This window comes from Salmonella sp. NW645 (assembly GCF_051703725.1).
Lineage (GTDB): Bacteria > Pseudomonadota > Gammaproteobacteria > Enterobacterales > Enterobacteriaceae > Salmonella > Salmonella enterica.
This window is the reverse complement of sequence record NZ_JAMMKR010000006.1, coordinates 354772-381075: the sequence shown is the minus strand read 5'-3', so window position 1 is coordinate 381075 and position 26304 is coordinate 354772. Positions and strand designations below refer to the sequence as shown.

Genomic DNA, 26304 nt, shown 5'->3' with positions numbered 1-26304 from the left:
CGGCGGGCGGTGATAGAGCGCAGTATCCGGCTGGCGCAGGAGAAATAATGCCCTGACGGCCCGGTGGCGTGGCGCCATCGGGCCTGGCTATCTCAACGATACGCTAAAGCCTGAAAGTAAAGCCCGTGTGAAGTATGATGGCGAGCATCGTCTCTTATCAGGACATCCCATGAAACAAATCACCTTTACGCCGCGCCATCACCAGCTTACCAACACCAATACCTGGACACCTGACAGCCAGTGGCTGGTCTTTGATGTGCGGCCTTCAGGCGCGTCATTTACGGGCAAGACTATTGAGCGTGTCAATGTGCATACCGGCGACGTGGAGGTGATTTATCGCGCCGTGCAGGGCGCGCATGTCGGCGTGGTGACGGTGCATCCTGCCGACAATCACTATGTGTTTATTCATGGCCCTGAAAACCCTGATGAGACGTGGCATTACGATTTTCACCACCGCCGGGGCGTTATTGCAACGCCGAGGGGCGTGACTAACCTCGATGCGATGGATATTACTGCGCCGTATACTCCCGGCGCGCTGCGCGGCGGCAGCCACGTCCATGTATTTAGCCCGAACGGCGAGCTGGTGAGTTTTACCTATAATGACCACGTTCTGCATGAGCGAGATCCGGCGCTGGATCTGCGTAATGTCGGCGTGGCCGTGCCGTATGGGCCGGTAACGGTGCCGGTTCAGCATCCGCGCGAATACAGCGGTAGCCACTGGTGCGTACTGGTTAGCCGCACGACGCCTGCGCCGAGACCTGGCAGCGATGACATTAACCGCGCCTATGAAGAGGGCTGGGTGGGCAACCGCCAGATCGCCTTTATTGGCGATACGCTGTCGCTGACGGGCAAAAAAGTCCCGGAGCTGTTTATTGTCGATTTACCGTGTCATGAAAACGGCTGGAAACAGGCAGGCGACACGCCGCTGACGGGAACCGAATCAACGATGCCATCGCCGCCGTTGGGCGTAGTTCAGCGGCGTCTTACCTTTACTCACCAGCGTGTTTACCCTGGGCTCACTAACGAACCACGCCACTGGGTCCGCAGTAATCCGCAGGCGACGGCGATCGCCTTTTTGATGCGAGACGATAACGGCGTAGCGCAACTGTGGCTGATATCGCCGCAGGGAGGCGAGCCCCGGCAGTTAACGCATCATGCGACCGGCGTACAGTCAGCGTTTAACTGGCATCCGTCGGGTAAATGGCTGGGACTGGTGCTGGAAAATCGGATTGCCTGCTGCGACGCACAAAGTGGGAGGATCGACTTCTTAACCGCCAGGCACGACAACCCGCCTTCTGCAGACGCCGTCGTTTTTTCACCGGATGGGCGACACGTCGCATGGATGGAAGAGGTGAAAGGGTTCCGTCAGCTATGGGTGACGGAAACCGGGCGATAGATCAGGGAGGAGGCATCTTCGCCGGGGGGATGACGGCATTGGTCATTTTCGTCTCCTCCTCGCTTTTCTCTACGCGCGATCTTACCGAACTGTCTTTGCGGAAGATGTCCCACGGCAGAAGGATCGTATCCATCACGGCGGTAAACGGCATATCCAGGATAGCCAACGATTTGGTGCCCCAGTTTGTCTCATCGTTACCGATCATCGTAGCGCTGGCGCGCGTGCCAGGATAAGTACCCTCTTTACCGCCGGTGTGCGACATGACGCTTGAACAACCGCCTAATAAAAGCATCCCATTCCATATTATCAGCGTTAACAACACGTTTTTTATCATCACTCATTCATCTGTTGGTTGTCGTTATTTGCATGATGAGTTATAGCGATCCGTTGCTAAAAATAACATCACCAGTACGCGGCACTGTGGCAGTAATCGCACTTTAACAATCAGTGCTGTCCCAACCAGTCTATGCAATAGCCAATAAACTGCAAAAAAAAGTCGGATTAAAATACTTGAAAAGTACGTATTCAGACCCATTTATAAGACGTAGTGAATAGAAGGGCACGCCTGATGGGTGTTCTGGCAATCCTGGCCTGTCCATGATGGAAGGTCTGACATTCTCGCTGATTTCAGGAGTTTATGATTATGCGTAACTTTGATTTATCCCCGCTGTACCGTTCTGCCATTGGTTTTGACCGTCTGTTTAACCTGCTTGAAAATAACCAAAGCCAAAGTAATGGCGGCTACCCTCCGTACAACGTTGAGCTGGTAGACGAAAACCACTACCGCATCGCCATTGCCGTTGCCGGTTTCGCGGAAAGCGAACTGGAGATTACTGCCCAGGATAATTTACTGGTGGTAAAAGGCGCTCATGCGGACGAGCAGAAAGAACGTACTTACCTGTATCAGGGCATTGCCGAGCGTAACTTTGAACGTAAGTTCCAGTTAGCGGAGAACATTCACGTTCGCGGCGCAAACCTGGTCAACGGGCTGCTGTATATCGAACTGGAGCGCGTGATTCCGGAAGCGAACAAACCGCGCCGTATCGAAATTAACTGATTCCGTCGGGTCGCGTTGCGCGGCCTGTCATCCCATGCTCGCCGTCAGGGAGCATATTCGCACGTAAAGTGTGAAGGTAAAAACTCGCTTCTTAGAAGGAGAAATGATTATGCGTAACTACGATTTATCCCCACTGCTGCGTCAATGGATCGGTTTTGACAAGCTGGCCAATGCGCTGCAAAACAGCGGCGAAAGCCAGAGCTTCCCGCCCTATAACATCGAAAAAAGCGACGATAACCATTATCGCATTACCTTAGCGTTAGCCGGTTTCCGTCAGGAAGATCTGGATATTCAACTGGAAGGCACGCGCCTGACGGTGAAAGGCACGCCGGAACAGCCGGAAAACGAGCCCAAATGGTTACATCAGGGCCTGGTCATGCAGCCTTTTAGCCTGAGCTTTACGCTGGCTGAGAATATGGAAGTTTCCGGCGCGACGTTTACCAACGGCCTGCTGCATATTGATTTAACCCGCAACGAGCCGGAAACCATTGCGCCGCAGCGTATCGCCATTAACGAACGCTCCGCATTAAATAGCTAATGAGCTCCTTGCCTTGCCCCGCCAGAGATGGCGGGGCTTTTTTGTGCCACGAAAAAGGGTAAGACGCTGCCGAAGTCAGGACGTCTGGGCGGTTTTGTAACATGAGAATGTGCGCCATGCTGTATATATGCCTTAACGGTTCAGTCATAATCCCTATAAATTGAAATGTTACTCACAGGGAAGAAAAGATGAGTGATATCGCATTGACGGTCAGCGTTCTGGCGTTGGTGGCGGTTGTCGGTTTATGGATCGGCAACATTAAAGTGCGCGGTGTCGGCTTTGGTATTGGCGGTGTGTTGTTCGGCGGTATTATCGTCGGCCACTTCGTCGATCAGGCTGGGGTGACGCTGAGCGGCGATATGCTGCACTTTATCCAGGAATTCGGCCTGATCCTTTTTGTTTATACCATCGGCATACAGGTGGGGCCGGGGTTTTTCGCCTCGCTACGCGTTTCCGGGCTGCGTCTCAATCTGTTTGCTGTTCTGATTGTGATTATGGGCGGGTTGGTCACCGCGATTCTGCATAAAATTTTCGCTATTCCGCTGCCAGTGGTGCTGGGGATTTTCTCCGGCGCAGTCACCAATACGCCTGCGTTAGGGGCGGGTCAGCAAATCCTGCGCGATCTGGGAACGCCAGTGGATCTGGTGGATCAGATGGGGATGAGCTATGCGATGGCGTATCCGTTTGGCATCTGCGGTATTTTGCTCACCATGTGGCTGATGCGGTTGATTTTTCGCGTTAACGTCGAGGCGGAGGCGCAGAGGCATGAATCCTCTCTCGCTAACGGTCATTCATTAATTCAAACAATGAATATCCGTGTCGAGAATCCGAACCTCAATAATATGGCTATTCAGGATGTGCCGATCCTGAACAGCGATAAAATCATTTGCTCACGCCTGAAACGCGACGACACGCTGATGGTGCCGTCGCCGGGGACGATTATCCAGGCAGGCGACCTGCTGCACCTCGTCGGCCAATCTACCGACCTGCATAACGCGCAACTGGTGATCGGCAAGGAAGTGGACACCTCGTTGTCGACGCGCGGCACGGATTTACGCGTCGAGCGTGTGGTCGTCACCAACGAAAAAGTGCTCGGCAAACGTATCCGCGATTTGCACTTTAAAGAGCGTTATGACGTGGTTATCTCCCGTCTTAACCGCGCGGGCGTTGAGCTGGTCGCCAGTAGCGACGCCAGCCTGCAGTTTGGCGACATTCTCAATCTGGTGGGGCGTCCAGCCTCGATTGATGCGGTAGCCAATGTGGTCGGCAACGCGCAGCAAAAACTCCAGCAGGTGCAGATGCTGCCGGTGTTTATCGGCATCGGATTAGGGGTTCTGCTTGGGTCAATCCCGTTGTTTGTGCCGGGATTCCCGGTCGCGTTAAAACTGGGGCTGGCCGGCGGGCCGCTGATCATAGCGCTAATTTTGGGGCGTATCGGCAGCATCGGTAAGCTGTACTGGTTTATGCCGCCGAGCGCCAACCTCGCGCTGCGTGAGTTAGGCATCGTTTTGTTTCTGGCGGTCGTTGGGCTGAAATCCGGCGGCGATTTTGTCGATACGCTGACGCAGGGCGAAGGATTAAGCTGGATTGGCTATGGTATTTTCATCACCGCTATTCCGCTGATTACCGTCGGTTTGCTGGCGCGGATTTTTGCCAAAATGAACTATCTGACGCTGTGCGGGATGCTGGCCGGTTCGATGACCGATCCGCCAGCGCTGGCATTTGCCAACAATCTTCATGCCACCAGCGGCGCGGCGGCGCTCTCTTACGCGACTGTCTATCCGTTAGTGATGTTCCTGCGTATTATCACGCCACAACTGCTGGCGGTGATTTTTTGGGGAATGGGTTAGCGCCTGATGGCGCGTTGCTTATCCGGCCTATGCACTGTGTTAAATCCAGGCTGGATAACGCGCGCCGCACCGGTCACACTTCTGCTCTTTTTCTTATCTCTTTCCTCAATGAACGCGCTAATCAGCGTAATGGCAACGAGCATAATTCCAATTTGTTTCAGTTAGTTATCAATCTTCTTCGCCTTTTTTTTCGTCGCGACGGGTGGTTTTTCAGCTTTTAATTCGGCAATAATGCCTTTCCTGGCGGTGGCGTTGAAAAAGGTCGCAACTGAAATGAAAAATAGCGGCAATGAGCGCGGTTGCGCCGAAACACATCACCAGTGAACTACAGTTATTTTGCAATAAGATTCCCTTGCTGCGGGATAATGTGAAGCATATCAGCAACAACGTGAGTGGTATTCTGAAAACGAACGGGAATACATAAGAACGTAAAAGGAGTCGTCATGAAGATTTCCCGCCTCGGAGAAGCGCCGGATTATCGCTTCTCACTGGCAAATGAGCGTACCTTTCTGGCGTGGATTCGCACCTCGCTGGGATTTCTGGCGGCAGGCGTCGGTCTTGATCAGCTCGCCCCGGATTTTGCCACGCCAGTGATCCGTGAACTGCTGGCGTTATTACTCTGTCTGTTTGCGGGCGGCCTGGCGATTTATGGCTATCTACGCTGGTTACGTAATGAAAAAGCGATGCGTCTGAAAGAGGATTTGCCCTATACCCATAGCCTGTTGATCATCAGCGTTATTTTGATGATTGTCGCGGTGATTGTAATGGGGCTGGTACTGTATGCCGGATAGTCGTAAAGCCCGTCGGCAGAACGATCCGGGACTGCAACCGGAACGTACCTCGCTGGCCTGGTTTCGCACGCTGCTGGGATATGGGGCGTTAATGGCGTTAGCCGTCAGGCACCACTGGCATCAGGCGGGGTTCTTGTTCTGGGTGTCAATCAGCGTTCTGGCGATAGTGGCGGTGATTCTTTGGCGTTATACCCTGAGTCGTAATTTGATGGATGTCGCGCATAGCGATTTTTCCGAAACTCATGTCGTGCGTGACAAATTTTTGATCTCCCTCGCGGTGTTGTCGCTCGCAATCCTGTTTGCTGTTACCCATATTCGCCAACTTATTGCATTTATCGGGAACTTTATATGACAGGACGTCAGGACATTGTCGTGAGTGATGACCAGATTCAGGTCGTCGTAAATCGCCAGAATAGCCAGCGCCCTCAGCAACTGTACCGTAACTTACAACGGCTCGGCATTCGCAATGTCCATTTTATCCCATTGTTGGAACATGACCGGAACGGAATGTTGACCGAGGATTCATTGTGTTCAGCAGACTGGGGGCGGTTTTTAAATAGCGTATTTGATATTTGGGTACGTGAAGATATTCAGCGTATCTCGGTTCGCCTTTTTGATGAGACGCTACAGCAGTGGTGCGGCGGCAGGAATGGCGCTGAAGCGCCGGACAAGGCGCCGCTAAGCGCTGAATGTCAGAAGTGCTCTTTATTACGATTTTGCGGCGGCGGATGCCCTGAGCATCGGGATAGCCAGGGGAAAAACCGGCTTTGCGAGGGCTACCAGACCTTTTTTAACTACTCCTCGCCGCATATGCGGGTGATGCGGGATTTACTGAAACAGCATCGCTCGCCGGAGGAGTTGATGGTGATGCTGCGTTAGCGTCGTAAGCCTGATAAGCGTAGCGCCATCAGGCGATGGCGTGCCGGATGGCGCTGCCGTCTTTCCGGCACTGAGCGAGTATTAGCGTCCTTTTGCCAGGTATTGTTCCATTTCATCCTCCGGCACCATGCCGCCCCCGGTTGCCCATACCAGATGCGTCGCGTTGCCGAGCTGCGTCTGACTGAATCCATGCCTTTGCTGATACTCGGTGGCGGCGCAAATGCGCTGTGGCCCGGCCATCCCTGCCAGAGCTGATGGCTCCAGTCGAATTCCTTCCTCCTGCGCCAGCCAGCCCAGCATGTCATACATTGTTTGATCGTCTAAGGTATAGAGGCCGTCAAGCAGACGCTCCATTGCCCGACCAACAAAGCCTGAAGCGCGACCTACCGCCAGGCCGTCAGCCGCCGTCAGGTTATCAATACCGATATCTTGTACTGAGATGGCATCGTGCAGACCGGTATAAACGCCGAGTAACATGCAGGGTGAATGGGTCGGTTCGGCAAAGAAACAGTGGACGTTGTCGCCAAATGCCAGTTTCAGGCCAAAGGCGACGCCGCCAGGGCCGCCGCCAACGCCGCACGGTAGATAAACAAACAGTGGGTGGCTGGCGTCAACGACGCGTCCCTGTTGCGCGAATTGCGCTTTCAGACGCTGACCCGCTACCGCATAGCCCAGAAATAGCGTGCGGGAGTTTTCATCGTCGATAAAGAAACAGTTTGGATCGGATTGCGCTGCTTTACGACCCTGCTCAACCGCCACGCCGTAATCATCTTCGTATTCCACGACCGTCACGCCGTGGCTACGCAGCTTCGCTTTTTTCCAGGCGCGGGCGTCGGCAGACATATGTACCGTCACTTTAAAACCGATGCAGGCGCTCATGATACCGATCGATAGCCCCAGATTGCCGGTTGAACCGACGGCGATACTGTACTGGCTGAAGAATTGTTTAAATTCCGGCGAAAGCAACACGCTATAGTCATCGTCGGTGGTTAACAGACCCGCCTCCAGCGCCAGTTTTTCCGCGTGCGTTAGCACCTCGTAGATGCCGCCGCGCGCTTTAATGGAACCAGAGATTGCCAGGTGGCTGTCTTTTTTTAACAGCATTTCACCGTCGATCGTTTGCCCATACTCTTTTTCCAGCCGCTTTTGCATGGCCGGAATAGCGACCACGTCAGATTCGATCATGCCGCCAGCGGCGGCGGTTTGCGGAAACGCTTTCGCCAGATACGGCGCAAAGCGCGCCAGACGGTCATGGGCGGCGTTTACGTCCTGCTCCGTCAGGCCGACATACGGTAGACCTTGTGCAAGAGAGGTGGTGCCCGGGTTAAACCAGGTGGTTTCTTTGAGGGCGACCAGATCCTGGACCAAAGGATACCGGGCGATGAGCTTTTGTATGTTTTCCATAGTACGTCTCTTTACGATCAGATGATAAAGGAAAGCAGGAATGTGCCAGCCAGTGCAACGACAGATGCGATAAACGTGGCCGTCGTATAGTATTTAAACGTTTCATTCAGCGTAGCGCCGCAATACTGCTTGACCAGCCAGAACAGGGAATCGGTCACGATCGTGCAGCCAATGGCACCGGAACCAATGGCAATCGCAATGATCTCCGGGCTGACGTCAGGATAGAGCGGCAGCATGGGCGCAACAATCGCGGTGGCGCCCATCATCGCCACCGTCGCAGAGCCGACCGCCGCGTGCAGAATCAGCGCTACCAGCCATGCCAGCAGAATCGGGTGCATATGCATATTTGAGAGGATCACCGCCAGCGTGTCCGCCAGCCCGCTACTTTTGAGAATGGCGTTGAACGCGCCGCCCGCGCCGATAATCAGCAGGATGTTCGCAATGGCGCCAAAGCCGTTTTCGGTGTGGGTAAGTAGCGTGCTCATACCCATATGCTGGCGCAGACCGAGTATGTAATACGCTACAAAGACAGCGATAAACATCGCGGTGATCGGATTACCGATAAACTCCAGCAGCGTATACAACGTGCCGTCTTTCGCCATATTCAGTTCAGCGACGGTTTTCACCAGCATCAGGCCAATCGGCAACAGAACGGTAAACAGCGTTGCGCCCAGCGATGGCAGGGTGTTTTCGGCGCGCACTTCAAGATCCGCAAACTCTGTCGGTACGGGCTTGAACGGCAGACGATTACCCAGAAACTTTAAGAACAGCGGGCCGCCGACCAATGAGGCCATCAGTCCGACCAGCAGACCGTAGACAATCACCGAGCCGATATCCGCCCCCAGTTTATTTGCGACAAACAGCGCAGCCGGATGCGGCGGTACCACGCAATGGACGGCCATCAGCGCGGTACACAGCGGAATGGCCAGCTTCAGCAGCGAGGTATGGGTTTTTTTAGCGATAGAAAACGCCAGTGGGATGAGCAACACGACGCCCACTTCCACGAACAACGTGATACCGCAAATCAGCCCCACCAGTACCATGATCACGTCAGCAGAGAGCCAGCGGCAGCGCTGGAGCGTAAGCCCGATGCGTTCCGCCGCGCCGGAAACCTCCATCATTTTGCCGAGGATGGTGCCAAGACCGATAACGGCGGCCAGAAAACCGAGCGTACCGCCTATTCCGTTTTCTATCGCTGTGACCATCTCCAGCGGCCCCATGCCCATCATCGCGCCGACAAAGAAACTGGCGAGCAGTAACGCCAGGAAGGGGTGGAATTTAAACTTCACGATGGTCAATACGATTAACACGATGCTGATCAGCAGCGTGCTCACTACCCAGATTTGAGCGTGCATATCTCACCTACCCTGTGATTAATCTGTTCTTATTGGACAGAAAAACAGCACTCCCTGACAAACGATATAATTTGCCATTAACATGATGTAAATTGAATCAACTATGTGATTTCCATCTAATATTGCCTTTATTTTGCGATATGGTTCATTTTGCTTCATCTATGTGCGGATTTTTTCAGCGTGTTTTTTTACACTTCGGGAAATTAAAAGATGACTGAGGTTGCCATGGAACCCCTTCGCGATACCCGAAACCGCTTACTCAACGGTTGGCAGTTATCCAAACTCTATACTTTTGAAGTCGCGGCCAGACACCAGTCCTTTGCTCTGGCGGCAGATGAGCTGTCGTTAAGCCCAAGTGCGGTAAGCCATCGTATCAATCAACTGGAAGCCGAGTTGGGAATCCAGCTATTTGTCCGCTCTCACCGTAAAGTGGAGCTTACCCATGAAGGCAAACGGGTATTCTGGGCGTTGAAATCGTCGCTGGATACGTTGAATCAGGAAATCCTCGATATCAAAAATCAGGAACTGTCCGGCACGTTGACCGTGTATTCCCGTCCCTCTATCGCCCAGTGCTGGCTGGTGCCTGCGCTGGGGGACTTTACCCGTCGCTATCCGTCAATTTCTCTCACTATGCTGACCGGCAACGATAACGTTAACCTACAGCGTGCCGGCATTGACCTGGCTATCTATTTTGACGATGCGCCGTCGGCGCAGCTCACGCACCATTTTTTAATGGATGAGGCGATTTTGCCCGTTTGCAGCCCGGATTACGCCCGTCGTTTCGCCTTGCAGGACAACCTGAATAACTTGCGGCACTGTACGCTCTTGCACGACAGACAGGCGTGGAGTAACGATTCGGGCACCGATGAGTGGCACAGTTGGGCGCAGCATTTTGCGGTAAATTTGCCGGATTCATCCGGCATTGGCTTCGATCGTTCTGATTTAGCGGTGATTGCTGCGATGAACCACATTGGCGTGGCGATGGGGCGTAAACGGCTGGTGCAAAAGCGTCTCGACAGCGGCGAACTGATTGCGCCTTTTGGTGACATGAGGCTGAAATGTCATCAGCATTATTATGTCACCACTCTGCCTGGCAGGCAGTGGCCGAAAATCGAGGCATTTATTCGCTGGTTGCAGGAACAGGTGTGAAGATTTATTACGCTTTGTCGCTACACCTGCCGGGAGTGAATATGCTAAATACGTGCTATCACCGTGGTAAAAATTTTAGGGGGCGTCGTGTTTAAACCGCTTATTGCCTCTCTCATGCTGACCAGCGCGGTCGTCTATGCGAAACCGATGCCTTTGACGGCGGCGCGCTATGCGCAGCAGCTTGGCGTTGGGATGGATGTTGACTGGGCGCGAACGGAACGGGGTATCCGCGAGTTTGATCCGCTGGTCGTGCGGGATTTTAAGGCAAAAGGGTTAACGCATGTCCGTATCCGTGTGGCAGGCGCGCCGACGGAAGCGCGCCTCATCCATTTGCGTAAGCTGGTAGAAGCCTGCGAATACTATGGCGTCATACCCATTATTGCCTATCAGGCGGATGCGTATAAAACCGATCCCAGCGCCAGCCATGAAAAGGAGCTGATCAACTGGTGGAGCGTGGTCGCGCGCTATTTTGGTCAGACATCCCCGCTTCTGGGGTTCGATCTCATTTATGAGCCTGCCGACAAACTTAATCATAATATGGCGTCGCTGAATCGCGTATATGACAAAACCATCCGCCTGATTCACGCCATTGACCCACAGCGGATGATTTTCGTTGCCCCCCGCATGCGCGCCGCGCCGGAGGATTTGTCGGCGCTTAAACTGCCGGCGCAAAGCCAGAACTATGTACTGGCGGAGTGGCACATCTTCCCGTGGGGGCCCCTGAAAAGCGGCGGTAAATATCCGTGGACGTCAGGCACGGCGGCGGAAAAAGCGGCGATTCGGGCACGGATTAACGCCGCGGTTCGCTGGCAGCATAAGACCGGCCATGCAAGCTGGGTGGGCGGATGGGCGCCGGGAGAGTCGATAAAAATGACGCCGGTCGCTTCACAGTTCGCGTTTGCCCGTTTTATGGCCTGCGAGCTGAAAAAAGCGCATATTCCGTATGCGATAAACGCAGACACTCAGTTTTATGACGGCGAAGAAGGAGCGTGGCGCCCGGCGCAGGAGCCCCTGCTCAATGCGATGATCGCGCCGGAATGTGAAACGCCCGGCAAAAAGCCGGGCGAGGGGAACGTTAAACCGTCTGTCCCTGATGCGATATCCGTGACGCCAGCGGCAGCCAGCACGCCAGGATCAGTAATCCCATAAGGGTCATCAACAGTCCCAGACTGCCCTGACCGGTTTGCGGCAACATTGCCGAAAGCCACGCCAGTACGCCGGAACCAATATTTTGCAGCCCGCCGACCAGCGCGCCAGCGGTGCCTGCAAGGAACGGAAACGGCTCCATCGCGCCGCTGGTGGCCAGTGGAAATAACATCCCGGCGCCGAAGAAAAACAGCGCAGCGGGGATGAGTAGCGTCCAGACGTTCATCACGCCAAACCAGCCGGGAATCCACATCATAAGGCCTGCCAGCAGACAGCAAATAACTGACTGCCACATCAGGGTTGAGAAGCGTTTATTCGGGCGTCCGGCAAACCAGGCGCCGAAGAACGCCGCCGGAATCGGCAGAATAAACAGAATGCTTACCACCATACTGCTGAGACCTAATACTGCCCCCATCAGCACGCCGGAACAGGCTTCAAAGACCGCAATGCCAGCCAGCCCGCCGATTAGCATCAGCAGATAACAGTTAAATGCGCCGTTGCCAAACAGCGTTTTATAGCTGGCGATCAGCCGTGTGCGCGGCGCGCCGGCGGGGCGGGTTTCCGGCATCCAGCGCGCCATGCTGAAGGTGACGCCAGCGCAAAGCACCAGCAGGAAAGCGTAACACGCGCGCCAGTTCCACAGGGTGTCCAGCAGACCGCCAATCAGCGGCGCTAACAGCGGGCTGACCAGAATCCCCATATTTAACAGGCTATTGGCGTGACGAAGTTGCGTTCCTTCATACAGATCGCGCGGGAGCGTTCTCGCCATTACTCCGCCAACGCCGGTTCCCATCCCTTGCATGGCGCTGGCGGCAATCAACACCGTCAAACTATGCGTGGTCATGGCGAACAGAGTCGCTACCATAAAAATAGACATGCCGACGAGGATTACCGGGCGGCGCCCAACCCGGTCGGAAAGCGGGCCGTAAAACAGTTGCGAGACGCCGTAGGTCAGGAGGTAAGCAGCCATTACGCTCTGGACGGCGCCTTCCCGGACGTTTAGCGCTTGTGCCATATCGGCGATGGCGGGAATATAAATGGTTTGCGCCATCTGCCCTACGGCCACTAGTAACACCAACATCAACAACAAATTGACGTTTCTCTGCCTTTTCATTTCGCTGATTACTTTTCAAAAAAAGAAAAAATAAGAATAACTTGCTGCGCATTCCCATAAATGCGAGAGGAATCTATCACACCAGAAAAAGAAGGCCAGACAGCGACCAGCAATGGCAGACGAAGGAACGGCAGGATATGTAAACAAAAGCGGCAACAAATGTTGCCGAGAATGTGTTACGTCTGCGGCTGTTATTGGGCAATCATGACAGACGGAGTAAAATCGCCCCGAGGGCAATCCCGCCAGCCGCCACCAGACGTAGCCCGGCCACTTTCTCTTTAAGTAGCAGCCAGGCTATCAGCGCGCCGAATAAAATCGACGTCTCACGCAGCGCGGCGACCACCGCCAGCGGCGCCTGGGTCATGGCCCATAGCGCCAGCCCATAAGATCCCATAGTGCCAATCCCGCCAAAAATGCCTTTTTTCCACTGTTGCGCCAGATAACGCGACGCTTCCCGCCGCCGCGCAATCATCGCCCAGGTTAACAGGCAGGCGCCGTTGAGAAAAAATGACCATAGCGTATAGCCCAGCGCCGTTTCGGAGAGTCTTACGCCGGTCCCGTCCACCAGCGTATATCCGGCAATAAAACAGGCGTTAGTTAATGCCAGCACGACACCACGTTGAGAACTGGCGCGGCCATTACAGGCCATCCCAAGTATCGCCATACAGATCACTGCGATGCCGACCCAGGCTAGCGACGACAGGCTGTCGCCAAGAAACAGAACGCTAATGAGCGCCACCAGCAGCGGCGCGGTGCCGCGCATAAGAGGATAGGTCTGGCTCATGTCCGAGACCTGATAGGTTTTCGCCACCAGGACGGTATACACCACCTGGAGCGCGGTAGAGGCCGCTAAAAAAGGGATACTGGCGTGAGCTGGCTGCGGCGAGAAGGGCAAAAGGATCAATGCCATGACCGCCGCGGAACCGCTGACGCCGATCGCGGCGTAGAGCTTATCGTTTCCCGCTTTGACAATGGCGTTCCAGCTGGCATGTAGCAGCGCGGCGAACAGCAAAATGCAGAAAACGGAAAGGGTCATAGCGTCAGGCGTCGTTGAGGATGTCATAAAAACGTAACATACCCGGGAAGCGAAAGACCAGCGGATAAGGTGAAAGGGGAGCGGTTGCCCGCTCCCCTTCGGTGCGGCTTGAATCTGAATTACTTAAGGTATTTCAGAACAGCATCAAGCAGTTGCAGTGCTGCAACAATGAGTTTCAGGATAAGAATGGTGATATCCACTACGCTCATACGCGTCTCCTGTGGTTAAGGAGCACTGCCAGCCGACGTACCTTTCCGCTGCCTGTTGTCAGCTGTTGCGCACGCGATCCCTTTTGCGAGGAATAGTGTGCGTGTTGACATAACACAGTGTGCTCACGAGGGGGTTAAGGCGCTGACGGCACCACCCGTTTCAGCCAGGACTTCGTTGCGCCGGTTTACGATGCGGCCCCCGCATAACACATTGTGTCAAAGACATTATAGTTAAGTACTGTATAAATTAACAGTAATTTATAGACAGAACGGAGCTTCTGATCCATACTCAAATTCATCAAAATTCGCGCCGAAATTGCGCGTTCTGCACAGAACGCGTATACTTCTGCTGTTGACATAACACAGTGTGCTTCGCGGCTACCACCCGCATTACGCTGTAAGAACCTCGCTTCGGCGAGGTTTTTTGTTTTCCGGCATTGTGAAACGCGTGATCATCAATCCCGGCGATTACCGGAGGGCGCTACGCTTATCACGCCTATACTCAAAGCGTGTAAATTCGTAGAAAAATGTGATCGCTGAAGCATTTTTGTGCAGATGAAAATTTTTCCGTTGTCATGCTGAAAGCGCTGTGCTTGTATAAAACGTGTTAATAACAAACAGACAAGGCCCCTAATGAACCCTTCCATGCTGAACGCGACCCTACTAACAACTGCGCCATCTCGCGCAGTGGTCGTCGTGCGTGTGGTGGTGGTCGTCGGCAATGCGCCGTAGGGTCCGGAACACACACGATTCCAAAACCCCGCCGGCGCAAACCGGGCGGGGTTTTTTGTTTAAGACACCTTCCCGGAACGTCGGCTCAGAATAAAAGGAATGGAGCATGGCAAGTTCGGGCACAACATCTACACCTCAGCGCTTTACGGGCGCGGAATTTATTGTTCATTTTCTGGAGCGCCAGGGGATTCGTATCGTCACCGGCATTCCCGGCGGTTCGATCCTCCCCGTTTACGACGCGTTAAGCCAAAGCACGCAAATCCGTCATATTCTGGCGCGCCACGAACAAGGCGCGGGGTTTATTGCGCAGGGGATGGCGCGGACGGAGGGTAAACCTGCTGTTTGTATGGCCTGTAGCGGGCCGGGCGCGACCAATCTGGTCACGGCCATTGCCGATGCGCGCCTGGATTCCATTCCGTTAATCTGCATTACCGGGCAGGTTCCGGCGTCCATGATCGGTACTGACGCGTTTCAGGAAGTGGATACCTACGGTATCTCTATCCCCATCACCAAGCACAACTATCTGGTCAGAAATATCAATGAGCTGCCTCAGGTGATGAGCGATGCTTTTCGTCTGGCGCAGTCGGGGCGTCCCGGCCCGGTGTGGATAGACGTTCCTAAAGATGTGCAGACGGCGACAATTGAGCTGGATGCGTTGCCGTCGCCGGCGGAAAAATCACCCCCGCCGGAGTTTAGCGCGGAGAGTATCCGCGAGGCCGCCGCAATGATTAACGCGGCGAAGCGTCCGGTGCTGTATCTGGGCGGCGGCGTGATCAATGCGCCGACACGCGTGCGCGAACTGGCGGAAAAAGCGCAACTGCCGACGACAATGACCTTAATGGCGCTGGGAATGCTGCCTAAGGCGCATCCGCTGTCGTTAGGAATGCTGGGGATGCACGGCGCGCGCAGTACCAATTTTATTCTGCAAGAGGCCGATTTACTGATTGTCCTGGGCGCGCGTTTTGATGACCGGGCGATTGGCAAAACGGAGCAGTTTTGTCCGAACGCCAAAATCATCCATGTGGATATCGATCGCGCCGAGTTAGGCAAAATTAAGCAGCCGCATGTGGCTATTCAGGCGGATGTCGATGATGTACTGGCACAGTTAATTCCCCATATCGAGGCACAGCCGCGGGAAGCATGGCATCAGTTGGTGGCGGACTTGCAGCAAGAATTCCCTTGCAGTATTCCCCAGGAAAATAACCCGCTTAGTCACTATGGGCTGATTAACGCAGTCGCCGCCTGTGTGGACGACAACGCGATTATTACCACTGACGTAGGTCAGCATCAGATGTGGACCGCGCAGGCTTATCCGCTCAACCGTCCGCGTCAGTGGCTGACTTCCGGCGGGCTGGGCACCATGGGGTTTGGTCTGCCCGCGGCGATTGGCGCGGCGCTGGCGAATCCGGGCAACAAGGTGCTGTGTTTTTCCGGTGACGGTAGTTTGATGATGAATATTCAGGAGATGGCTACCGCCAGCGAAAACCAGTTGGATGTGAAAATCATCCTGATGAATAACGACGCGCTGGGACTGGTACATCAGCAACAGAGTCTGTTCTATAAACAGGGCGTTTTTGCGGCAACCTATCCGGGAAGCATCAATTTTATGCAGATTGCCGCCGGGTTTGGTCTGGACACCTGTGATTTGAATAACGAAGCCGATCCGCAGGCGGCGTTGCAGGCTATCATTCGTCGTCCTGGACCGGCGTTGATCCACGTGCGCATTGATGCGGAAGAAAAAGTGTATCCGATGGTGCCGCCGGGCGCGGCAAATACAGAGATGGTGGGGGAATAAGCCATGCAGAAACAATCACATGATAACGTTATTCTGGAGCTGACCGTTCGCAACCATCCTGGCGTGATGACCCACGTCTGCGGGCTGTTCGCCCGACGCGCTTTCAACGTTGAGGGTATTCTCTGTTTACCGATTCAGGGTAGCGATCAGAGCCGCATCTGGCTTCTGGTCAATGACGATCAGCGGCTTGAACAGATGATCAGTCAGATCGATAAACTGGAAGACGTGGCGAAGGTGGTACGAAACCAGTCCGATCCCACCATGTTCAATAAAATTGCCGTCTTTTTTGAGTAAGTTATTCACTTTCCGAATCAGGCGTGATGACTTTGACGGAACCATTCCGACAGTGAACGGCATAATCTGTCGGTAATGGGCGATCGCTAATCAGGACATCAAAGGCAGAAAGCGAACCAATGCTGGCAGGCGCGACCTCATCAAACAGGGCGTGACGCGCCAGCAAAATTTTGCGCAGACCGCGCTCCATCGCTTTACGTTTGGCGGCAAGATCATCCGGGTTAAACCAGCTCACGCCAAAATGTTCATGTACGCCGCTGGCGGAAATAAACACTTTGCGCGGATTGAGCGAATCCAGCGCCGAAGGATTATTGGCATCATAAAAGGCATCGCTCTTGGCCCGATAGGTGCCGCCGCACAGAATCGCCGTGGCATTAGGCTTTTCATTCAGCGCGATAAATACCCGATGCGAGTAGCAAATCCCGGTAAAGGTAATATCATCCGGTATCATGCTGATAACTAATGGCATTTCCGGACCGTTATCAAAAAAAACCAGATCGTTTTCACGCACCAGGCCGGCGGCCAGGATCGCAACGGGAAGGTCGTCCCGATGATGCGTCTTTTTCGCCGGCAGCGGCATATTGGTTGAAGACGTAGGCTTATTTACCATGACGATATAGCCGCCGAGCAGCGTCAGCGGTAAAGGGTCATCATCCTGGCTGAGATCGCGGCGAATGGTCATCACCGAAACTTCCAGCATCCGCGCGGCGTCTTTCAGATGGATTCGATCGGTCTTTTTCAGTAACTCCATCAAGCGTCGGATACGTTCTTTTTGCTTGGTCTCCATTCACCCTCTCCGCAAATCATGTTGTTATGTTCCATCAGTAACATTTATGTGTTTCTGAGAACATTACAGTGTGGCACTACTATACGTCCGGCCGTCAGGAAATAAAAGTGGGCTTATTCGCGTTTTATAACAATAAATAGTTAATTTTCAGTAAATTGTAACCCTAAAAATGATTTGTTCCGCCAGGGATTGTTCACGCAGTAAATGGCAAAATGATCCTCTAATCGCGATCATAGTCACAAATGATACGGAAGTAACATGATAATGTTATTTTAATATCATTGTCGTGTGACGATTTCTGAGAGGGAGTAAAATGGATATCGCGGTTATTGGCTCTAACATGGTGGACCTTATCACCTACACCAACCAGATGCCTAAAGAAGGGGAAACTCTGGAAGCGCCGGCGTTTAAAATCGGCTGCGGCGGAAAAGGGGCGAACCAGGCCGTGGCGGCCGCTAAGCTCAATTCAAAAGTATTGATGTTGACCAAAGTGGGCGACGATATTTTTGCCGACAACACCATTCGTAATCTCGAATCCTGGGGGATCAATACGACGTATGTAGAAAAAGTACCGTGTACCAGCAGCGGCGTAGCGCCGATTTTCGTCAACGCCAACTCCAGCAACAGCATTCTGATCATCAAAGGCGCCAACAAGTTTCTCTCGCCGGAAGATATCGATCGCGCGGCGGAAGATTTAAAAAAATGCCAGCTTATTGTTCTGCAACTGGAAGTTCAGCTTGAAACGGTTTATCACGCAATAGAATTTGGCAAGAAACATGGGATTGAAGTGTTATTAAACCCTGCGCCAGCATTACGGGAATTAGATATGTCTTATGCCTGTAAATGCGATTTCTTTGTACCCAATGAAACCGAGCTGGAAATATTAACCGGTATGCCAGTGGATACCTATGACCATATTCGCGCAGCGGCACGTTCGCTGGTAGATAAAGGGCTGAACAATATTATTGTCACCATGGGTGAGAAAGGCGCGCTGTGGATGACGCGTGACCAGGAAGTCCATGTTCCGGCGTTTAGAGTGAACGCTGTCGATACCAGCGGCGCGGGCGATGCCTTTATCGGCTGTTTCGCGCATTACTATGTCCAGAGCGGGGATGTGGAAGCCGCCATGAAAAAAGCCGTCCTCTTTGCCGCTTTCAGCGTCACCGGGAAAGGCACCCAATCCTCTTATCCAAGCATTGAGCAATTTAATGAGTATCTTTCGTTGAACGAATAACAATCACCCTGCACTGTTAAAGGTAGCACTATGAACGATAAAAACATCGTTCAGATGCCCGACGGGTATCTGAATAAGACACCTCTGTTCCAGTTTATTTTGTTATCCTGTTTATTCCCATTATGGGGATGCGCAGCCGCGTTAAATGATATTCTGATTACGCAATTTAAAAGTGTATTTTCGCTGAGCAACTTTGCTTCGGCATTAGTACAAAGCGCCTTTTATGGCGGTTATTTTTTAATTGCTATTCCGGCCTCGCTGGTCATTAAAAAAACCAGTTATAAAGTGGCGATACTTATCGGCCTGACGCTATACATTGTCGGCTGTACGCTCTTTTTCCCGGCGTCGCACATGGCGACCTACACCATGTTCCTCGCGGCGATTTTCGCCATTGCGATTGGCCTGAGTTTCCTGGAAACGGCGGCGAATACCTACAGTTCGATGATCGGGCCGAAAGCCTACGCCACGCTGCGGCTGAATATCAGCCAGACCTTTTATCCGATCGGCGCGGCGGCAGGCATTTTATTGGGTAAATATCTGGTCTTTTCCGAAGGGGAAAGCCTGGAAAAACAGATGGCGGGCATGAATGCCGAGCAAGTCCACAACTTCAAGGTGCTGATGCTGGAAAACACTCTGGAACCCTATAAGTACATGATTATGGTTCTGGTAGTGGTGATGGTACTGTTCCTGCTGACGCGTTTCCCGACCTGTAAAGTCGCGCAAACCGCGAGTCATAAACGTCCTTCGGCGCTGGATACGTTACGCTATCTCGCCAGCAACGCCCGTTTCCGTCGCGGTATTGTGGCGCAGTTCCTGTATGTGGGAATGCAGGTGGCGGTCTGGTCGTTCACTATCCGTCTGGCGCTGGAATTAGGCGATATCAATGAGCGCGATGCCTCAACCTTTATGGTCTACAGCTTCGCCTGCTTTTTTATCGGCAAGTTTATCGCCAACATTCTGATGACGCGCTTTAACCCGGAAAAAGTCCTGATCCTTTACTCTGTGATCGGCGCGCTGTTCCTGGCCTACGTGGCGCTGGCGCCCAGCTTTAGCGCGGTATACGTGGCGGTGCTGGTCAGTGTTCTGTTTGGCCCCTGCTGGGCGACCATTTATGCCGGAACGCTCGATACCGTCGATAACGAACATACTGAAATGGCGGGGGCGGTCATCGTGATGGCGATTGTCGGCGCGGCGGTGGTTCCTGCGATTCAGGGTTATGTGGCGGACATGTTCCACTCGCTACAGCTCTCATTCCTGGTTTCCATGCTGTGCTTTGTTTACGTTGGCGTTTACTTCTGGCGCGAAAGCAAAGTGCGCGGCAACCTGGCTGAAGTCGCCGCGTCCTGAGGAGATCAACCATGACAACACGTATTACATTATGGCGGGAGCTTTTTAGCGAGCAGCCGCGTATCTTGCTGGAAAATGACGATTTTACGGTTACGGCGTTTCGTTACGCCAGCGGCGTGGAAGGACTGAAAATACAAAACAGCTGCGGTCATCTGGTGATTCTGCCCTGGATGGGGCAGATGATTTGGGACGCGCAGTTTGACGGTCATGATCTGACTATGCGCAACATGTTCCGCCAGCCGAAGCCGGCTGCGGAAGTGGTGGCAACGTATGGTTGCTTTGCTTTCCATTCCGGACTATTGGCGAATGGCTGCCCGTCGCCGGAAGATACACATCCGCTGCACGGCGAGATGCCCTGCGCTGCCATGGACGACGCCTGGCTGGAGTTAGAGGGCGACAGTCTGCGCGTGACCGGGCGCTACGAGTATGTGATGGGGTTCGGTCATCATTATCAGGCGCAACCTACGGTGGTAATGCGTAAAGCAAGCGCGCTGTTTGATATTCAGATGACAGTGACTAACCTGGCTTCAGTCGCCATGCCGCTACAGTACATGTGCCACATGAACTATGCCTATGTGCCGAACGCCACGTTCCGCCAGAATATCCCGGATACCGCGCTGAAGCTACGCGAGTCGGTGCCGGCGCATGTCAAACCCACGGCGCAGTGGCTGGCGTTTAATCAACGACTTTTGCAGGGTGAAGCCTCGCTGGCAACGCTCAACGAGCCTGGCTTTTACGACCCGGAAATCGTGTTCTTCGCCGATGAACTGGACAGGTACACGGATACCCCGGAATTCAGTATGATCGCCCCGGATGGCACCACGTTCGTGACACGTTTCGCCAGCGCGGAGCTGAATTACGTGACCCGCTGGATTCTTTATAACGGCGATCAGCAGGTTGCCGCCTTTGCCCTGCCCGCGACCTGTCGGCCTGAAGGTTTTCTCGCGGCGCAGCGAAATGGAACCTTGCTTCAACTGGAACCGCAGCAAACCCGGACGTTCACCGTCACGACAGGCATTGTCTGACCGCTCAAGGCTTGAACAGCCGCGCGCTTATCGTTAAGGTAAGCGCGTTTTTTTATCCATCAGGACAGAACCCATGATCACCGTTGCCCTTATCGACGACCACCTTATCGTCCGCTCCGGCTTTGCACAGCTACTGGGGCTGGAACCCGATTTGCAGGTGGTCGCTGAGTTTGGTTCCGGGCGCGAAGCGTTGGCAGGCTTACCGGGGCGCGGCGTACAGGTGTGTATCTGCGATATCTCGATGCCGGATATTTCCGGACTGGAGCTGCTAAGCCAACTGCCAAAAGGGATGGCGACGATCATGCTCTCGGTTCACGATAGCCCGGCGCTGGTGGAACAGGCGTTGAACGCCGGCGCGCGCGGTTTTCTCTCTAAACGCTGTAGTCCGGATGAGCTGATCGCCGCGGTGCATACGGTGGCGACGGGCGGCTGCTATTTGACCCCCGATATTGCCGTGAAACTGGCGGCGGGTCGGCAAGATCCGCTGACCAAACGCGAGCGTCAGGTGGCGGAAAAACTCGCCCAGGGTATGGCGGTAAAAGAGATTGCCGCCGAGCTGGGGCTGTCGCCAAAAACGGTGCATGTCCATCGCGCGAATCTGCTGGAAAAATTAGGCGTCAGCAATGACGTTGAACTGGCGCATCGCATGTTTGACGGTTGGTAATGAACACCTTTTTTTCCCGTTTAATCACCGTTGCTGCCTGCTTTTTTATTTTCTCCGCCGCGTGGTTCTGCCTGTGGAGCATCAGCCTGCATCTGGTAGAGCGCCCGGAGCTGGCGGCGCTGCTCTTTCCCTTCGGCCTGCGCCTGGGACTTATGCTGCAATGCCCGCGTGGATACTGGCCAGTATTGCTGGGCGCGGAGTGGCTACTGGTGTACTGGTTAGCGCAGGAAGTTGCGCTGGCCCATCTGCCGCTTTTGATGATCGGTGGTGTGTTGACGCTACTGCCCGTGGCGCTGACTTCGCGTTACCGCCATCAGCGCGACTGGCGCACGTTATTGCTTCAGGGCGCGGCCCTCACCGCCGCGGCGCTACTGCAATCCCTGCCCTGGCTGGGGCAGGGGGAAGCGGCATGGAACGCGCTACTGCTGACCCTCACGGGGGGGCTGACGCTGGCCCCCATCTGCCTGGTTTTCTGGCACTATCTCACCAGCACTACCTGGCTGCCGCTGGGACCATCGCTGGTATCGCAGCCGGTAAACTGGCGCGGGCGGCATCTGATCTGGTATCTGCTGCTGTTTATCGTCAGTCTGTGGCTGCAACTGGGGTTACCTGCTGAACTTTCGCGCTTTACGCCGTTCTGCCTGGCGTTGCCGATTATCGCGCTCGCCTGGCATTATGGCTGGCAGGGCGCGCTCATTGCCACACTGATGAACGCTATCGCGCTGATCGCCAGCCAGACCTGGCACGATCATCCCGTCGATTTATTACTTTCGCTGTTGGCGCAAAGCCTGACCGGGCTACTGCTTGGCGCGGGCATTCAGCGTCTGCGCGAGCTGAACCAGTCGTTGCAAAAGGAGCTGGCGCGCAACCATCGGCTGGCGGAGCGTCTTCTGGAGACCGAAGAGAGCGTGCGGCGCGATGTTGCGCGTGAGCTGCACGATGACATCGGGCAGACCATCACCGCGATTCGAACCCAGGCGGGCATTGTGCAACGACTGGCGGCGGATAACGGCGGCGTGAAGCAGAGCGGGCAACTTATCGAGCAGCTTTCGCTGGGCGTGTATGACGCCGTGCGTCGCCTGCTGGGGCGCTTGCGCCCGCGCCAGTTAGACGACTTAACGCTGGCGCAGGCCATCCGTTCGCTGCTGCGCGAAATGGAGCTGGAAAGCCGCGGTATTGTCAGTCACCTCGACTGGCGAATTGACGAAACGGCGTTGAGTGAAAGTCAGCGCGTGACGCTGTTTCGCGTCTGTCAGGAAGGGCTGAATAACATCGTAAAACATGCCAATGCCAGCGCGGTGACGCTCCAGGGCTGGCAGCAGGATGAGCGGCTGATGTTGGTGATTGAGGATGACGGCAGCGGCCTGCCGCCGGGCTCTCAGCAGCAGGGCTTCGGCCTGACCGGAATGCGCGAACGCGTGTCGGCGCTCGGCGGGACGCTAACCATCTCTTGTACCCACGGTACGCGGGTGAGCGTCTCGTTGCCCCAGCGTTACGTTTAAGGAAGGATAATGCTTTCGTTTTTAAAAGCCCCGGCCAACGCGCCGCTCATCACCGATAAGCACGAGGTTGACGCCCGCTATCGCTACTGGCGGCGGCACATCCTGATCACCATTTGGTTGGGTTACGCGCTGTTCTATTTCACCCGTAAAAGCTTTAACGCCGCCGCGCCGGAAATCCTTGCCAGCGGCATTCTGAGTCGCAGCGATATCGGCCTGCTGGCGACGCTGTTTTACATCACCTACGGGGTGTCGAAATTTGTTTCCGGCATCGTTAGCGATCGCTCTAACGCTCGCTATTTTATGGGCATCGGGCTGATTGCGACCGGCGTAGTGAATATTCTGTTCGGCTTCTCGACCTCGCTGTGGGCCTTTGCTCTGCTATGGGCGTTGAATGCCTTTTTCCAGGGGTTTGGATCGCCGGTTTGCGCCCGTTTGCTGACCGCCTGGTACTCGCGTACCGAACGCGGCGGCTGGTGGGCGTTATGGAACACCGCGCACAATGTCGGCGGGGCGCTGATCCCTCTCGTTATGGCCGCTGTCGCCCTGCATTATGGCTGGCGTGTCGGGATGATGGTGGCCGGATTGCTTGCCATCGGGGTGGGCATGGTCCTCTGCTGGCGGCTGCGCGACCGTCCGCAGGCGATTGGTTTACCGCCGGTAGGCGACTGGCGGCACGATGCGCTGGAGGTCGCCCAACAGCAAGAGGGCGCGGGGCTAAGCCGCAAAGAAATCCTCGCTAAATATGTGTTGTTGAATCCCTATATCTGGCTGCTTTCGCTGTGTTACGTCTTAGTGTACGTGGTGCGCGCGGCGATCAATGACTGGGGCAACCTGTATATGTCCGAGACGCTGGGCGTGGATTTGGTCACGGCCAACACGGCAGTATCGATGTTTGAGCTGGGGGGATTTATCGGCGCGCTGGTGGCGGGCTGGGGCTCGGACAAACTCTTCAACGGCAACCGCGGACCGATGAATTTAATCTTCGCCGCCGGGATTCTGCTCTCTGTGGGTTCGCTGTGGCTGATGCCGTTCGCCAGTTACGTGATGCAGGCGGCCTGTTTCTTCACCACCGGTTTCTTTGTTTTCGGCCCGCAGATGCTCATTGGCATGGCGGCGGCGGAGTGCTCGCATAAAGAGGCGGCGGGCGCGGCCACCGGCTTTGTCGGCCTGTTCGCCTATCTCGGCGCGTCGCTTTCCGGCTGGCCGTTAGCGAAAGTGCTGGAGATCTGGCACTGGACCGGTTTTTTTGCGGTCATCGCCATCGCGGCGGGGATCTCCGCGCTATTGCTGCTGCCATTTCTGAACGCCCAGGCCCCACGCGAGACCAGCGAAGCGTGACGCACCTCACCTTTTTGCGCTGAATGGGGCAAAACTAAGAAATTTTCCCGGTTTTGCCTGGACGCTGTCGCAGGCCACTTTTCCTGTGGATTTTTACAATGCCTGCCATTCGCAGGTATAAAAATTAGCTCAGGAGTAATCCATGCTGGCCTTCTTAAACCAGGTGCGCAAGCCGACCCTGGATCTGCCGCTCGATGTGCGGCGTAAAATGTGGTTCAAGCCGTTCATGCAGTCCTATCTGGTGGTTTTTATCGGCTACCTGACCATGTACCTGATCCGCAAAAACTTTAACATCGCGCAGAACGACATGATCTCTACCTACGGGTTGAGCATGACCGAGCTGGGGATGATTGGCCTGGGCTTCTCGATCACCTACGGCGTGGGGAAAACGCTGGTTTCCTACTACGCTGACGGTAAAAATACCAAGCAGTTTCTACCGTTTATGTTGATCCTCTCCGCTATCTGTATGCTCGGCTTCAGCGCCAGTATGGGCGCGGGGTCAACCAGTCTGTTTCTGATGATCGCTTTCTATGCCCTGAGCGGTTTCTTCCAGAGTACCGGCGGATCGTGCAGCTACTCGACCATCACCAAATGGACTCCGCGTCGTAAACGCGGCACCTTTCTCGGCTTCTGGAATATCTCCCACAACCTCGGCGGCGCGGGCGCGGCAGGCGTGGCGCTGTTCGGCGCCAACTACCTGTTCGACGGTCACGTCATCGGCATGTTTATCTTCCCGTCGATTATCGCGCTGATTGTTGGCTTTATCGGTCTGCGTTTTGGCAGCGACTCCCCGGAGTCTTACGGTCTGGGTAAAGCTGAAGAACTGTTCGGCGAAGAGATCAGCGAAGAGGATAAAGAGACTGAAGAAAACGAAATGACCAAGTGGCAGATCTTTGTTGAATATGTGTTGAAAAACAAAGTGATCTGGCTGCTGTGTTTCTCCAATATCTTCTTGTATGTGGTGCGTATTGGTATCGACCAGTGGTCAACCGTCTACGCCTTCCAGGAACTGAAACTTTCTAAAGAGGTGGCGATTCAGGGCTTTACCTTGTTTGAAGTGGGCGCGCTGGTCGGCACGTTGCTGTGGGGCTGGCTCTCTGACCTGGCGAACGGTCGTCGTGCGCTGGTAGCCTGTGTGGCGCTGGCGTTAATCATCGCCACCCTCGGCGTCTACCAGCACGCCAGCAACCAGTATGTCTATCTGGCCTCGCTGTTCGCGCTCGGTTTCCTGGTGTTTGGGCCGCAGCTATTAATTGGCGTGGCGGCAGTCGGTTTCGTACCGAAAAAAGCCATCGGCGCTGCGGACGGTATCAAGGGAACCTTCGCTTATCTTATCGGCGATAGCTTTGCCAAGCTGGGTCTGGGCATGATTGCCGACGGTACCCCCGTTTTTGGTCTGACCGGCTGGGCGGGCACCTTCGCCGCGCTGGACGCCGCCGCGATCGGCTGTATCTGCCTGATGGCGATGGTCGCCGTGATGGAAGAGCGCAAAATCCGCCGTGAGAAAAAAATTCAGCAAGTCAATATCGCTTAAATGTGTGCATTTGGTAACGTTTTGCCCGGCTTAACGCCGGGCTTTTTTATGCCTTGCGTTCGTCAGACAGGATATCCGGCGTCTTGCGTAAATGAAGACAGGCGTTAATAAATCACATCCTGACAGGC

General features: G+C 54.5%; 26 protein-coding genes, 1 pseudogene and 1 other annotated feature. Of the genes and pseudogenes, 19 read left to right on the top strand and 8 right to left on the bottom strand.

What is annotated here, in order from left to right; translation table 11 throughout:
- Positions 1-169: 169 nt before the first annotated feature.
- Positions 170-1396, top strand: a complete 1227-nt coding sequence (locus tag NA389_RS15505) for a DUF3748 domain-containing protein (RefSeq protein WP_000809949.1) — start codon at positions 170-172, stop codon at positions 1394-1396.
- Position 1397: 1 nt separating this feature from the next.
- On the opposite strand, the gene NA389_RS15500 is transcribed toward NA389_RS15505, so the two are convergent.
- A complete protein-coding gene (locus tag NA389_RS15500) occupies positions 1398-1730 on the bottom strand; it encodes a YceK/YidQ family lipoprotein (RefSeq protein WP_001543704.1) in 333 nt (110 codons plus the stop codon).
- A 242-nt stretch (positions 1731-1972) separates the two neighbouring features.
- Positions 1973-2046, top strand: a sequence feature (ROSE (Repression Of Heat Shock gene Expression) occurs in the 5'-region of heat shock genes and acts as an RNA thermometer to modulate expression.).
- On the opposite strand from NA389_RS15500, the gene ibpA reads away from it, so the two are divergent.
- From ibpA to NA389_RS15470, 6 genes are all read left to right on the top strand, one after another.
- Positions 2040-2453 (top strand): small heat shock chaperone IbpA, encoded by a 414-nt coding sequence (ibpA, locus tag NA389_RS15495; protein ID WP_001532742.1) that lies wholly within the window; start codon positions 2040-2042, stop codon positions 2451-2453. (Overlaps the previous feature by 7 nt.)
- 109 nt (positions 2454-2562) lie before the next feature.
- On the top strand, positions 2563-2991 hold the full coding sequence (gene ibpB / locus NA389_RS15490; RefSeq protein WP_001246919.1) for a small heat shock chaperone IbpB: 429 nt from the start codon (positions 2563-2565) through the stop codon (positions 2989-2991).
- Positions 2992-3179: 188 nt separating this feature from the next.
- Positions 3180-4841, top strand: coding sequence for a putative transporter (locus tag NA389_RS15485; RefSeq protein ID WP_001279795.1), 1662 nt, complete (start codon positions 3180-3182; stop codon positions 4839-4841).
- Positions 4842-5284: 443 nt separating this feature from the next.
- On the top strand, positions 5285-5632 hold the full coding sequence (locus NA389_RS15480; protein WP_000703964.1) for a YidH family protein: 348 nt from the start codon (positions 5285-5287) through the stop codon (positions 5630-5632).
- Positions 5622-5984: a DUF202 domain-containing protein gene (locus NA389_RS15475; protein ID WP_001113454.1), complete on the top strand. Its 363-nt coding sequence runs from the start codon at positions 5622-5624 to the stop codon at positions 5982-5984. Before NA389_RS15480 ends, NA389_RS15475 begins: the two co-directional genes overlap by 11 nt.
- Entirely contained in the window at positions 5981-6511 is a 531-nt protein-coding gene (locus NA389_RS15470) for a radical SAM protein (protein ID WP_079917069.1), read from the top strand. The genes NA389_RS15475 and NA389_RS15470 overlap by 4 nt, the downstream gene beginning before the upstream one ends.
- A gap of 81 nt (positions 6512-6592) precedes the next feature.
- Here the strand turns inward: NA389_RS15470 and dsdA are convergent, their stop codons facing one another.
- Together dsdA and dsdX are read right to left on the bottom strand one after the other, a co-directional pair.
- Positions 6593-7915, bottom strand: a complete 1323-nt coding sequence (gene dsdA, locus NA389_RS15465) for a D-serine ammonia-lyase (protein WP_000428003.1) — start codon at positions 7913-7915, stop codon at positions 6593-6595.
- Between the two features lie 17 nt (positions 7916-7932).
- Complete coding sequence (gene dsdX / locus NA389_RS15460) at positions 7933-9270, bottom strand: D-serine transporter DsdX (RefSeq protein ID WP_000543319.1); 1338 nt, start codon at positions 9268-9270, stop codon at positions 7933-7935.
- A gap of 225 nt (positions 9271-9495) precedes the next feature.
- Between dsdX and dsdC the strand changes: the two genes are divergently transcribed.
- Entirely contained in the window at positions 9496-10419 is a 924-nt protein-coding gene (gene dsdC, locus NA389_RS15455; RefSeq protein WP_001541637.1) for a DNA-binding transcriptional regulator DsdC, read from the top strand.
- A 63-nt stretch (positions 10420-10482) separates the two neighbouring features.
- The gene (locus tag NA389_RS15450) at positions 10483-11568 is read left to right on the top strand and encodes a cellulase family glycosylhydrolase (RefSeq protein WP_000238926.1); all 1086 of its coding nucleotides are present in this window, start codon (positions 10483-10485) and stop codon (positions 11566-11568) included.
- Here the strand turns inward: NA389_RS15450 and emrD are convergent.
- From emrD to NA389_RS15430, 4 genes and pseudogenes are all read right to left on the bottom strand, one after another.
- Positions 11495-12679, bottom strand: a complete 1185-nt coding sequence (gene emrD, locus NA389_RS15445; RefSeq protein WP_000828737.1) for a multidrug efflux MFS transporter EmrD — start codon at positions 12677-12679, stop codon at positions 11495-11497. The two genes, NA389_RS15450 and emrD, sit on opposite strands and share 74 nt — an antisense overlap.
- 202 nt (positions 12680-12881) lie before the next feature.
- Positions 12882-13742: a DMT family transporter gene (locus tag NA389_RS15440; protein WP_001636137.1), complete on the bottom strand. Its 861-nt coding sequence runs from the start codon at positions 13740-13742 to the stop codon at positions 12882-12884.
- Positions 13743-13834: 92 nt separating this feature from the next.
- A complete protein-coding gene (tisB, locus tag NA389_RS15435; RefSeq protein ID WP_000117642.1) occupies positions 13835-13924 on the bottom strand; it encodes a type I toxin-antitoxin system toxin TisB in 90 nt (29 codons plus the stop codon).
- Positions 13921-14035 (bottom strand): annotated as a pseudogene (locus tag NA389_RS15430) (hypothetical protein). Before NA389_RS15430 ends, tisB begins: the two are co-directional and overlap by 4 nt.
- A gap of 522 nt (positions 14036-14557) precedes the next feature.
- Here NA389_RS15430 and ivbL point away from each other — a divergent pair.
- The 3 genes from ivbL to ilvN all read left to right on the top strand — a co-directional run bounded on the left by ivbL (position 14558) and on the right by ilvN (position 16745).
- Complete coding sequence (ivbL, locus tag NA389_RS15425; RefSeq protein WP_001541152.1) at positions 14558-14656, top strand: ilvB operon leader peptide IvbL; 99 nt, start codon at positions 14558-14560, stop codon at positions 14654-14656.
- A 106-nt stretch (positions 14657-14762) separates the two neighbouring features.
- Positions 14763-16451: an acetolactate synthase large subunit gene (gene ilvB / locus NA389_RS15420; protein ID WP_000168439.1), complete on the top strand. Its 1689-nt coding sequence runs from the start codon at positions 14763-14765 to the stop codon at positions 16449-16451.
- Between the two features lie 3 nt (positions 16452-16454).
- Positions 16455-16745, top strand: coding sequence for an acetolactate synthase small subunit (gene ilvN / locus NA389_RS15415; protein ID WP_001171826.1), 291 nt, complete (start codon positions 16455-16457; stop codon positions 16743-16745).
- Between the two features lies 1 nt (position 16746).
- Here ilvN and NA389_RS15410 read toward each other — a convergent pair whose 3' ends face one another.
- A complete protein-coding gene (locus NA389_RS15410) occupies positions 16747-17532 on the bottom strand; it encodes a DeoR family transcriptional regulator (RefSeq protein ID WP_000448643.1) in 786 nt (261 codons plus the stop codon).
- 313 nt (positions 17533-17845) lie between these two features.
- Between NA389_RS15410 and rbsK the strand changes: the two genes are divergently transcribed.
- From rbsK to uhpT, 7 genes are all read left to right on the top strand, one after another.
- Complete coding sequence (rbsK, locus tag NA389_RS15405; protein ID WP_000350272.1) at positions 17846-18766, top strand: ribokinase; 921 nt, start codon at positions 17846-17848, stop codon at positions 18764-18766.
- 30 nt (positions 18767-18796) lie between these two features.
- Positions 18797-20113, top strand: coding sequence for an L-fucose:H+ symporter permease (gene fucP / locus NA389_RS15400; RefSeq protein ID WP_000998359.1), 1317 nt, complete (start codon positions 18797-18799; stop codon positions 20111-20113).
- Between the two features lie 11 nt (positions 20114-20124).
- Entirely contained in the window at positions 20125-21138 is a 1014-nt protein-coding gene (locus tag NA389_RS15395; RefSeq protein WP_000213194.1) for an aldose 1-epimerase family protein, read from the top strand.
- A gap of 73 nt (positions 21139-21211) precedes the next feature.
- Complete coding sequence (uhpA, locus tag NA389_RS15390; RefSeq protein ID WP_000633672.1) at positions 21212-21802, top strand: transcriptional regulator UhpA; 591 nt, start codon at positions 21212-21214, stop codon at positions 21800-21802.
- Complete coding sequence (gene uhpB, locus NA389_RS15385) at positions 21802-23304, top strand: signal transduction histidine-protein kinase/phosphatase UhpB (protein WP_001091247.1); 1503 nt, start codon at positions 21802-21804, stop codon at positions 23302-23304. The genes uhpA and uhpB overlap by 1 nt, the downstream gene beginning before the upstream one ends.
- A gap of 9 nt (positions 23305-23313) precedes the next feature.
- Positions 23314-24642, top strand: coding sequence for an MFS transporter (locus NA389_RS15380; protein WP_000948164.1), 1329 nt, complete (start codon positions 23314-23316; stop codon positions 24640-24642).
- Between the two features lie 142 nt (positions 24643-24784).
- Positions 24785-26176 carry a hexose-6-phosphate:phosphate antiporter gene (gene uhpT / locus NA389_RS15375; protein WP_000879181.1) on the top strand — a complete coding sequence of 464 codons (1392 nt, stop codon included), beginning with the start codon at positions 24785-24787 and terminating at the stop codon, positions 26174-26176.
- Positions 26177-26304: the final 128 nt, after the last annotated feature.

Excerpts from the sequence above, each read along its gene's own strand:
- NA389_RS15505 (WP_000809949.1), top strand. The coding sequence starts at position 170 with ATGAAACAAATCACCTTTACGCCGCGCCATCACCAGCTTACCAACACC.
- NA389_RS15500 (WP_001543704.1), bottom strand. The coding sequence starts at position 1,730 with ATGATAAAAAACGTGTTGTTAACGCTGATAATATGGAATGGGATGCTT.
- ibpA (WP_001532742.1), top strand. The coding sequence starts at position 2,040 with ATGCGTAACTTTGATTTATCCCCGCTGTACCGTTCTGCCATTGGTTTT.
- ibpB (WP_001246919.1), top strand. The coding sequence starts at position 2,563 with ATGCGTAACTACGATTTATCCCCACTGCTGCGTCAATGGATCGGTTTT.
- NA389_RS15485 (WP_001279795.1), top strand. The coding sequence starts at position 3,180 with ATGAGTGATATCGCATTGACGGTCAGCGTTCTGGCGTTGGTGGCGGTT.
- NA389_RS15480 (WP_000703964.1), top strand. The coding sequence starts at position 5,285 with ATGAAGATTTCCCGCCTCGGAGAAGCGCCGGATTATCGCTTCTCACTG.
- NA389_RS15475 (WP_001113454.1), top strand. The coding sequence starts at position 5,622 with ATGCCGGATAGTCGTAAAGCCCGTCGGCAGAACGATCCGGGACTGCAA.
- NA389_RS15470 (WP_079917069.1), top strand. The coding sequence starts at position 5,981 with ATGACAGGACGTCAGGACATTGTCGTGAGTGATGACCAGATTCAGGTC.
- dsdA (WP_000428003.1), bottom strand. The coding sequence starts at position 7,915 with ATGGAAAACATACAAAAGCTCATCGCCCGGTATCCTTTGGTCCAGGAT.
- dsdX (WP_000543319.1), bottom strand. The coding sequence starts at position 9,270 with ATGCACGCTCAAATCTGGGTAGTGAGCACGCTGCTGATCAGCATCGTG.
- dsdC (WP_001541637.1), top strand. The coding sequence starts at position 9,496 with ATGGAACCCCTTCGCGATACCCGAAACCGCTTACTCAACGGTTGGCAG.
- emrD (WP_000828737.1), bottom strand. The coding sequence starts at position 12,679 with ATGAAAAGGCAGAGAAACGTCAATTTGTTGTTGATGTTGGTGTTACTA.
- NA389_RS15440 (WP_001636137.1), bottom strand. The coding sequence starts at position 13,742 with ATGACATCCTCAACGACGCCTGACGCTATGACCCTTTCCGTTTTCTGC.
- tisB (WP_000117642.1), bottom strand. The coding sequence starts at position 13,924 with ATGAGCGTAGTGGATATCACCATTCTTATCCTGAAACTCATTGTTGCA.
- ivbL (WP_001541152.1), top strand. The coding sequence starts at position 14,558 with ATGAACCCTTCCATGCTGAACGCGACCCTACTAACAACTGCGCCATCT.
- ilvB (WP_000168439.1), top strand. The coding sequence starts at position 14,763 with ATGGCAAGTTCGGGCACAACATCTACACCTCAGCGCTTTACGGGCGCG.
- ilvN (WP_001171826.1), top strand. The coding sequence starts at position 16,455 with ATGCAGAAACAATCACATGATAACGTTATTCTGGAGCTGACCGTTCGC.
- NA389_RS15410 (WP_000448643.1), bottom strand. The coding sequence starts at position 17,532 with ATGGAGACCAAGCAAAAAGAACGTATCCGACGCTTGATGGAGTTACTG.
- rbsK (WP_000350272.1), top strand. The coding sequence starts at position 17,846 with ATGGATATCGCGGTTATTGGCTCTAACATGGTGGACCTTATCACCTAC.
- fucP (WP_000998359.1), top strand. The coding sequence starts at position 18,797 with ATGAACGATAAAAACATCGTTCAGATGCCCGACGGGTATCTGAATAAG.
- NA389_RS15395 (WP_000213194.1), top strand. The coding sequence starts at position 20,125 with ATGACAACACGTATTACATTATGGCGGGAGCTTTTTAGCGAGCAGCCG.
- uhpA (WP_000633672.1), top strand. The coding sequence starts at position 21,212 with ATGATCACCGTTGCCCTTATCGACGACCACCTTATCGTCCGCTCCGGC.
- uhpB (WP_001091247.1), top strand. The coding sequence starts at position 21,802 with ATGAACACCTTTTTTTCCCGTTTAATCACCGTTGCTGCCTGCTTTTTT.
- NA389_RS15380 (WP_000948164.1), top strand. The coding sequence starts at position 23,314 with ATGCTTTCGTTTTTAAAAGCCCCGGCCAACGCGCCGCTCATCACCGAT.
- uhpT (WP_000879181.1), top strand. The coding sequence starts at position 24,785 with ATGCTGGCCTTCTTAAACCAGGTGCGCAAGCCGACCCTGGATCTGCCG.